The organism is Campylobacter sp. 107 (genome assembly GCF_002383835.1).
In the GTDB taxonomy this organism is placed as follows: Bacteria; Campylobacterota; Campylobacteria; order Campylobacterales; family Campylobacteraceae; genus Campylobacter_D; species Campylobacter_D jejuni.
The window spans coordinates 1-505 of sequence record NZ_NXBA01000059.1; the positions used below are offsets into that span (position 1 = coordinate 1).

Annotated in this window: 1 pseudogene; it reads left to right on the forward strand. The window is 23.8% G+C overall.

Annotated features, from left to right (window positions below):
* A pseudogene (locus BGS40_RS09495) lies at positions 1-411 on the forward strand (hypothetical protein); the annotation flags it as partial.
* Between the last annotated feature and the right edge of the window lie 94 nt (positions 412-505).

The following is a 505-nucleotide window of genomic DNA, read 5'->3' on the forward strand; positions in this document are numbered from 1 at the left end:
TTAGTAGGAGGATGTTCTTATAAATATATGGATCCGCAGTATTATGAGTTTAAGAGCTTGTGTAAAGATATAGATAATAAAGTAATAATTTACAATAAAGCTTATTGGGAAATATTCAGCAATAGAGAAAAAGGAAATACAATGCACGATGAAAAAGGAGAATTCTTTTTTAATCAAAAAATAAATAAAAAAATATATTTTGATTTTAAAAAATCAGAAAGCATTAATGTGTTGCAAAAAAATAAATTTACTTTAACAGAAGTTACATTTGAAGATTATTATGATGGTATTCATTATTCAACACATTTATCTTATATTTATAATGATTATGGTATATTTTTGGGAGGTGATGAGGGTGCTGGATTATATTTTAGATATCATAAAAGACTGTATTGTGAAGATGTTAGATAAAAAATTAGAAAGATAATTTGAGATTTAGATTTTTGGAATAACAAATGAGCAAAAACATTAAAACACAAGAAGCTAAATTAGACTTAATCACTAA